This is a genomic window from Hydrogenophaga sp. (assembly GCF_048549895.1).
GTDB lineage: Bacteria > Pseudomonadota > Gammaproteobacteria > Burkholderiales > Burkholderiaceae_C > Hydrogenophaga.
In genome coordinates, this window is the sequence record NZ_JBLYYB010000220.1 from 1 (window position 1) to 7,289 (window position 7,289).

Here is a 7,289-nt window from a genome sequence, read left to right on the forward strand (position 1 = left end):
CCAGGCTGGCGCCGGCCTGCCATTCGGTGTGCAGGTAGAACAGCGTTGAATGCGTCTTCACCGGGCTGGTCATGCCATAGGCCTCGCCTGCGATCAGGCGCATCCACACGCCGTCCCGGTCCTGCACCGGCAGGTCGGCTGCGGGGTAGTGGGTGAAGGCAGGGTCGGTTTCTTCATCGGCTTCGGGCAGGGCCACCCACAGCTGCATCAGCTCCAGGCCGCCGCCTGCGAACGACGCAGGGTGCTCGAAACGCTCCGAATGCGAGATGCCGCGCCCCGCGGTCATCCAGTTCACGTCGCCGGGTTTGATGAGCTGGTGCACGCCCAGGCTGTCGCGGTGGTGGATCTGACCGCTGAGCAGATAGCTCACGGTGGACAGGCCGATGTGCGGGTGCGGGCGCACGTCGGCGCCCGGCAGGTCTTCGGGCGCGAATGTCACTGGCCCCGCGTGGTCCACAAAGATCCACGGGCCGACCATGCGGCGCTTGGCGTAGGGCAGCACGCGCCGCACTTTCAGGCCGTGGCCCAGGTCTGCCGCCCGGGCGGTGATCACCATCTCCAGCATCGTTGGCTCCTTGGTTGGAAGCGTTCGATTCTGGCGGGCGCGCGCCCGCGCCACAAGCGTGCGACGGTTAAGCTCGGCGCTCGCTCCACCACCTGACACCATGCGCATCGACACCCTCCGCCAACGTCTGCGTGCCCTCGGCGCCCTGCCGGTCCACGAGAAGCGCGTGCTGCGCCTGTGGACGCAGGCGCAGCCACAAGACCAGGGCCGCCGCGCACTGCAAGACTTCATGCCCCAGACGCTGCGCCACGCGCTGCCTGCGCTGGTGCAAGAGCTCGCCGCGCTGGCGCGCCTGCAATCACAGCACCCCGCCGAAGACGGCTCCGCGCGCCTGCTGGTGGCGCTGGCCGACGGCCAGACGGTGGAGAGCGTGCTGCTGCCGCGCGACGGCCTGTGTGTGTCCACGCAGGTGGGTTGCGCGGTGGGCTGCGTGTTCTGCATGACCGGGCAGAGTGGATTGATCCGCCAGGTGGGCAGTGCCGAGATCGTGGCGCAGGTGGCGTTGGCGCGCACGTTGCGGCCGGTGAAGAAGGTGGTGTTCATGGGCATGGGCGAGCCCGCGCACAACCTGGACAACGTGATGGAGGCGATCGATCTGCTCGGCACGCTGGGCAACATCGGCCACAAGCAACTGGTGTTCTCCACCGTGGGCGACCCGCGCGTGTTCGAGGCCCTGCCGCTGGCCCGCGTGAAGCCCGCGCTGGCGCTATCGCTGCACACCACCAAAGCCGAGCTGCGCGAGCAACTGCTGCCCCGCGCGCCGCGCATGACGCCCGAGGAACTGGTGGACGCCGGTGAGCGCTATGCGCGCGCCACCGGCTATCCCATCCAGTACCAATGGACGCTGCTGGCCGGCATCAACGACGGCGACGACGAGATCGAGGGCATCGTGCGTTTGCTGCACGGCAAACATGCCATCCTCAACCTGATTCCGTACAACACGGTGGACGACCTGTCCTACCAGCGCCCGAGCTGGGAACAGGCCGCGGACATGGCGCGCCGCCTGCACCGCCGCGGCATCCTCACCAAACTGCGGCAGTCGGCCGGGCAGGACGTGCAGGGAGGCTGCGGGCAGTTGCGCGCACGGGCCGAGAAACCTGCGCGGCGGGTGATTCCGCTGCGCGCACAGGACGTCATCGCCTGAGGGTGCTCAAGGCCACGCGCTGGTCGGGCCCTCGCCGGGCCGGTGCTGCGCAAACACCACCTGCGCGCAGAGCTCGTCGCGCGCCGAGGCGATGCGGCGCAAGTGCTGTCGCCATGCCGGGCTGTTCACGTCGCTTTTGCTGTGGGTCCAGAGCGGCGGGCGCGTTTCGTCGTCGAACACCATCACGCGCGGCAGTCGCGCAAAACACTCCAGGGCTTCGAGGCGGCCGTCGGTGATGGCGATCAAACCGTCGCGCACCGGCTGGCGCATGACCTGCGAGCCGCTGCAGACGTGGGCACACACGAAACCATAGACCTCGTCGCGGCGGTTCGCAGGGATGAGCAGTTCGGCCAACCGCACCAGGCCGGCCGTGCCGAAGTCGCGCGCGCCCAGGCCGCCCGGCACCAGCATGCCGAAGAAGGTGCCGAGCAGTCGGTCGCGGGCGCGGGCGTGGTGCGCCACGGCGATGAAGCGGTTGGTGAAGCGCGGGTCGTCGTGGTCGGCGGCGAGTGCGTCGTTGTGGTTGAGCAGTTGCCAGATCAGCAGGGCGAGCATGACCCGCGTCTGGTCGATGCCGATGGTCAGCGCCACACGGTGCACCGGCCGCCCGGTCGGTGGCGCATTGCCCTTCAGCGCCTCGTGTGCGGTGATCGTGGCCAGGATCGCGCGGCGCTGCTCGACGTGAAAACCGAGCTGGCCCCGGGCCCGCGCGCACGGTGGGTCAAACCACCATTGCAGCAGCGCAGCGGTGGTGGGCGTGACGCGCTGCGACACGGTTGGGTTCATGTTGTCCTCCTTGCAAGCGTGGTTTTGGGTGATCAATTCAATCAACAGGTGAATTCAGCATACAACACGACGTTGATTGAAAACGCGACCGAAAACTAGCGTTCGGTCCATGGAACACAAGCTCGAATTCGCCCAGCGACTGCGCGACGCCATGGCAGGCGCCGGTCTGGAGCCGCGCCCCGGTGTGCTGCTGAACCTCTTCAATGCGCACTACTGGGGACGCTCGGTGTCGTTTCAGGCGGTCTCACGCTGGTTGCGGGGCGAGGCGATTCCCGCGCAGGACAAGCTGCTGGTGCTGGCCGAGATCCTGCGGGTGGAGCCCGAGGTGCTGCGCTTCGGCCAGGCCGTGCGCCACCGGGTGCAAGAGAGCCGCAAACGGTGGGACGAAGGCGTGAGCTACCAGGAACGCGAAGTGTTCGACGCCTTCCTCAGCCTGCCGGCGCCGCAGCGCAAGCTGGTGCGGGAGGTGATCCTGGCGTTGGCGCAGGTGCAGGCGGGGAGCAAGGGCTGATTCGCCTTTTAAAACAGATTTCAAACACAAATTTGTTTGAAATCTGTTTTAATTGCCAAATGTTGCACCGTTACGCCTTCTCCAACTTCCAGTCTTTCCGCGAGCGCGCCGAGGTGTCGTGGCTGCTTGATCGCAAAGTGCCACAGGCCGTCTGGTCGCACACCGCCAGTTCGGGCGAGCGGGTCAGCCGTGTCATGGCCGTCATCGGCCCCAATGCCAGCGGCAAAACGGCACTGCTCAAGCCGATCCTGTTTCTGCACTGGTTTGTCAGCCATTCGTTCGGAGCGGACCCGGCGGCCGCGCTCCCTTTCCAACCTCACGCGGCTTCGTCGGGCGAGCCTTCCGACTTTGAAGTGGAGCTGGATGTGGACGGCCAGCTCATGCGCTACACGCTGCGCTGCACGCCGCAGCGCGTGTTGCACGAAGCGCTGTACGCGCGGCACGAGCGCATGCGCTATGTGTTCGTGCGGGACTGGAATGAAACAACGCAGGCGTACGACATCAAACAGCAAGAGTTTGGTTTTGCGCCTTCAGAAGCGCGCAAGGTGCGCCCCAACGCGTCCCTGATCGCCACCGCCGCGCAATACGGCGTGCCGCTGGCGCAGCGGCTCGCCGGCAGCCAGATCTGGAGCAACATCCACCAACATGGCCGCATGGTGAACGACGCGGGCCAGCTGATCCAGGCTGCGGCTCACTTCGCCACCGAGGAGGCCCAGCGGCAACAACTGGTGCACCTTTTGTCTGCGTGGGACCTGGGCTTGAGCGATGTGCAAGTGCGCGAAGTGGAAGCGGTGCAACCCGATGGCAAGTCCAGCAAGTTCTGGCTGCCTTTCGGCATCCATCGAGCAGCTGGAGGTGTTTCGTTCGAGTTGCCTTTTGCGTTGGAATCCAGCGGTACACAAGGCGCTCTGGTGTTGCTGTCGCGGCTGCTCCCGGTGTTGGCCAACGGCGGTCTGGCCGTGATCGACGAGTTCGAGAACGACCTGCACCCGCACATGCTCGAACCCATTCTTGACCTGTTTGCCAGCCCCACCACCAACCCCCATGGCGGCCAGTTGCTGTTCACTTGCCACGCCCTGGAGGTGCTGAACATCCTTCACAAATCGCAGGTCACGCTCGTGGAGAAGAGCGAGGACAACCAGAGCAGCGTTTGGCGGCTGGACAGCGTGGAAGGCATCCGCAGCGACGACAACCTGTATGCGAAGTACATGGCGGGAGCCTACGGCGCAATTCCCCAGCTATGAAGCGTGAGCCGCATCGGCGCCAGGTGGCGCGCACCGTGCTGGTGGTGGGTGAGGGTGACGCAGAGGTGCTGTTTTTGCAGCACCTCAAGGCGTTGTATGTGCAGCGCGGATCGGGCGTGGTCGTGACCATCAAGAACGCGCGCGGCAAAGGAGCGGCCCACGTGGTGGATTTCGCGTCGCGTCAATCGCGCAACGCGGCCTACGACCTCGTGGTTGCGCTGTTGGACACCGACTCGGACTGGAACGACAAGACTCGGACAGCAGCCCGCAAGACCCGAGTGCATGTGGCGCCCTGTGAGCCTTGCCTGGAGGCGCTGCTGCTGAACATCCACCACGGTGCCGTGAAAGGCAGGAGCTCCGCTCAGCTCAAGCAGGACTTCGAAGCCCGCTTCGGCGGCGCTGCCCACGATCCAGCGGTGTTGCGGCACTTCAACCGGCTTGCACTGGATGCAGCGCTGCAGCGCGTCGCGGTGTTGGCGTCGTTGCTGCGGGCACTGACGTTCGCCGAATGGCCCGTCGGCTGACCGATGCGGCTCAATGCAAGGTCAACGGCCGTGACGTTGTTTTGACCCGCACCACGGCTGACCGCGGTTCGTAAGGCGCGGGTGTGGTGCCGCAGATGTCGGCGGCAATCGCGCGTGCCTGTCGCGCGATGGGTTCGATGAAGCGGCTGGGTTGGCCGTTGATGGCGATGCAGTCGCCCATGGCGTGGATGTGCCCGTTGCTGGTTTTCAGGTTCGCGGGGTCCACGGCGATGCCGTTGTTCCATTTCAAATCGGCACTCAACGCCAGGCGCGGCGGTGTGGCCAGGCCGGCGGCGGCGATCACCTGGTCGGCGGCGAAGCGCTGGCCGCAGGTGGTGGTGATGCGGTAGCGGCCCGCCACCTGCTCCAGCTGCGCCACCTGCACACCGCCCACAAAACGGATGGCCAGGTCTTTCCAGGCGTCGAGCAGTTGGCTGCCTGCGCCCTCGCTGCTCCAGCGGGCCAGGGGTTCGGCTTGCACGTCCAGCAGCGTGATGCGGTGGCCGCCGAGCGCGAGGTCGTTGGCGAGTTCGCTGCCGATCAGGCCGGCGCCGACGATGGCCACGTCCTGCGGTGTGTCGCCGAGTGCGGCGCGCAGCTTCTGGTATGCCGCCAGGTGGTTGATGCGCCAGCACAGGGCGGCGGGCAGCGTGGGTGGCAGCGCGGCTTGCGCGCCGTGGGCCAGCACGAGGCGGTCGTATTTCAAATTGCCGCGCGTGGTGCGCAGCTGCTTCGTGTCGGCGCAGATGCGCACGGCTTGGGTGTGGCTGAGCAGGTGAACGTTCAGGCGGGCGGCTGCGGCGGTACCGCTTTCCTTGACCATGGCCTCCAGCGCGGTGCTGCGCGCCATGGCGATGGACAGCAGGGGCTTGTCGTACACGTCGCCCGCGCAAGCCGTGACCAGGGTGATGGGCAGCGTGGCGTCGAGCGCGCGCAAGGCTTCGGCCATCTGCCAGCCGGCGCGCCCGGCACCGACGATGAGCACGCCCGCCGCGCCGCGCGTGGCCACCGGCGTGCTGGTTTGCAGGCCGGCGCGCAGGGCGTCGAGGCTGGGGGGCGTGTAGGGCGTGAAGTCGGCTTTGGTCACACCGCAGAGGGGGCAGGCCCAGTCGTCGGGGATGTCGGCGTAGCGCGTGCCGGGGGCGAGGCCACCGTCGGGGTCGCCATCGGCTTCGTTGTAGATGTAGCCGCAGGCGTCGCAGATGTAGGAGAGGTAGGGAGCGAGAGCGCTCTCGACGGCGGTTGGCGGGGGCTTCGACAAGCTCAGCCCGAACGGAGGGGTGCTTGTATCGAACGGTGGGGTGTTCATGTCGGCATCACCTCGGCCGAGAGCCGCGCCATCTCCTTGCGCAGGTGTTTGATGGCGGGCGTGACGATGGCGACAAAGTGCGATTCGCGCACACGGCGCTGCACGGCCGAGCTCATGAGGTAACCGCGGGCGCCCTGGTGCAGCAGGGCCGATTGCGCGGCACGCAGCGAGAGCTCTGCGCCGTGCGCGCGCGCATCCAGCACATCAATAAAGAACTCCACCGAGGGGTTGAACGGGGTTTCGGCCAGCTTCATCACGCGCGCGGTGAGTGCGTCCAGCTCGGCCTGCAGCGCGTCGGGCCGGTCTTCCAGAAACTGGTTCACGTGGCCGAGCTGTGCTTCAACTTCCCAGATGGAATCGATGGCGCCCTGCGTGACGCCCACCGCCATGCCGCACTGGAGCATGACGAAGGCGGCGCGGATGCGGGCGATGAAGGGTTTGGCCGGCGCGGCCATCACCACGTCTTCGCCGATGAACACGTTGGTGAGGCGCAGCGCGTAGGTGCCCGTGCCTTCCATGGCGGAGAAGCTCGGGCATTCGCGCAGCTCCACGCCGGGGGCGTTGCAGCGCAACAGAAACATCACTTCGCGCCCGGCGGGTTCGTCACCGTGCATCACCGCCGCGAGCACTCCGCAGGCGTGGTCGGGCCCGAGGTTGCTCACCCAGGGCAGCGTGCCGTTGACGACATAGCCGCCGGCCACCGGCGTGGCTTTGAGCAGCAGGCTTTCGATCTGCGCGTAACTCTTCATGGGGTTGGACATGCCGGTGCCGCCCAGCGTGGCGCCGCTGGCGTGCGCGGTGAGCGCGTCGCCCATCAACGCCGGGTTGCCCGAGGCCTGCATGTACAGGCCACACACCGCCTGGCACCACACCATGAAGCCGGTGGCGCCGCACACGCGCGAGACCTCGGCCATGGCGCGGATCGCCAGGCCGTAGTCGGCCCGGCCCATGGGTGCGTCGAGGTGCGTGCTGAATGCACCGAGTGCGCCGAGCTGCTGCAACACATCGCGCGGGTAAAAGCCGTCGCGGTCGCAAGCCTCCACCACATCGGCCAGCGGGCCCTGCGCCACGGTGCGCACAGCCGCCAGAAGCTCGTTGGCCGATGCTTCTTGCGTCAGCTCGCGGGGCAGATCGTTCGGGTTCATTCAAGCTCCAACAGGTGGGTGGGCCCTTCGACAGGCTCAAGGCGGAAGGAAAGAGGATCGA

General features: G+C 67.0%; 8 protein-coding genes. 4 read left to right on the forward strand and 4 right to left on the reverse strand.

What is annotated here, in order from left to right; all coding sequences use genetic code 11:
- Positions 1-565, reverse strand: a 565-nt coding sequence (locus ACN4F8_RS20715; RefSeq protein ID WP_419475307.1) for a pirin family protein, incomplete at its 3' end; no start/stop codon positions are given.
- A gap of 100 nt (positions 566-665) precedes the next feature.
- Here ACN4F8_RS20715 and ACN4F8_RS20720 point away from each other — a divergent pair.
- The gene (locus ACN4F8_RS20720) at positions 666-1,709 is read left to right on the forward strand and encodes an RNA methyltransferase (protein ID WP_419475308.1); all 1,044 of its coding nucleotides are present in this window, start codon (positions 666-668) and stop codon (positions 1,707-1,709) included.
- A gap of 6 nt (positions 1,710-1,715) precedes the next feature.
- Here the strand turns inward: ACN4F8_RS20720 and ACN4F8_RS20725 are convergent, their stop codons facing one another.
- On the reverse strand, positions 1,716-2,495 hold the full coding sequence (locus ACN4F8_RS20725; protein WP_419475309.1) for a hypothetical protein: 780 nt from the start codon (positions 2,493-2,495) through the stop codon (positions 1,716-1,718).
- 109 nt (positions 2,496-2,604) lie between these two features.
- On the opposite strand from ACN4F8_RS20725, the gene ACN4F8_RS20730 reads away from it, so the two are divergent.
- From ACN4F8_RS20730 to ACN4F8_RS20740, 3 genes are read left to right on the forward strand one after another with little or no spacing between them, the layout of a single operon-like run.
- Positions 2,605-3,006: a helix-turn-helix domain-containing protein gene (locus ACN4F8_RS20730; RefSeq protein ID WP_419475310.1), complete on the forward strand. Its 402-nt coding sequence runs from the start codon at positions 2,605-2,607 to the stop codon at positions 3,004-3,006.
- A gap of 59 nt (positions 3,007-3,065) precedes the next feature.
- Positions 3,066-4,250, forward strand: coding sequence for an AAA family ATPase (locus ACN4F8_RS20735; RefSeq protein WP_419475311.1), 1,185 nt, complete (start codon positions 3,066-3,068; stop codon positions 4,248-4,250).
- A complete protein-coding gene (locus tag ACN4F8_RS20740) occupies positions 4,247-4,774 on the forward strand; it encodes a hypothetical protein (RefSeq protein ID WP_419475312.1) in 528 nt (175 codons plus the stop codon). Before ACN4F8_RS20735 ends, ACN4F8_RS20740 begins: the two co-directional genes overlap by 4 nt.
- Before the next feature lie 10 nt (positions 4,775-4,784).
- Here ACN4F8_RS20740 and ACN4F8_RS20745 read toward each other — a convergent pair whose 3' ends face one another.
- Positions 4,785-6,083, reverse strand: a complete 1,299-nt coding sequence (locus ACN4F8_RS20745; protein WP_419475313.1) for an FAD-dependent oxidoreductase — start codon at positions 6,081-6,083, stop codon at positions 4,785-4,787.
- On the reverse strand, positions 6,080-7,228 hold the full coding sequence (locus ACN4F8_RS20750; protein ID WP_419475314.1) for an acyl-CoA dehydrogenase family protein: 1,149 nt from the start codon (positions 7,226-7,228) through the stop codon (positions 6,080-6,082). Before ACN4F8_RS20750 ends, ACN4F8_RS20745 begins: the two co-directional genes overlap by 4 nt.
- Between the last annotated feature and the right edge of the window lie 61 nt (positions 7,229-7,289).

Excerpts from the sequence above, each read along its gene's own strand:
- ACN4F8_RS20735 (WP_419475311.1), top strand. The coding sequence starts at position 3,066 with ATGTTGCACCGTTACGCCTTCTCCAACTTCCAGTCTTTCCGCGAGCGC.
- ACN4F8_RS20725 (WP_419475309.1), bottom strand. The coding sequence starts at position 2,495 with ATGAACCCAACCGTGTCGCAGCGCGTCACGCCCACCACCGCTGCGCTG.
- ACN4F8_RS20745 (WP_419475313.1), bottom strand. The coding sequence starts at position 6,083 with ATGAACACCCCACCGTTCGATACAAGCACCCCTCCGTTCGGGCTGAGC.
- ACN4F8_RS20750 (WP_419475314.1), bottom strand. The coding sequence starts at position 7,228 with ATGAACCCGAACGATCTGCCCCGCGAGCTGACGCAAGAAGCATCGGCC.
- ACN4F8_RS20730 (WP_419475310.1), top strand. The coding sequence starts at position 2,605 with ATGGAACACAAGCTCGAATTCGCCCAGCGACTGCGCGACGCCATGGCA.
- ACN4F8_RS20720 (WP_419475308.1), top strand. The coding sequence starts at position 666 with ATGCGCATCGACACCCTCCGCCAACGTCTGCGTGCCCTCGGCGCCCTG.
- ACN4F8_RS20740 (WP_419475312.1), top strand. The coding sequence starts at position 4,247 with ATGAAGCGTGAGCCGCATCGGCGCCAGGTGGCGCGCACCGTGCTGGTG.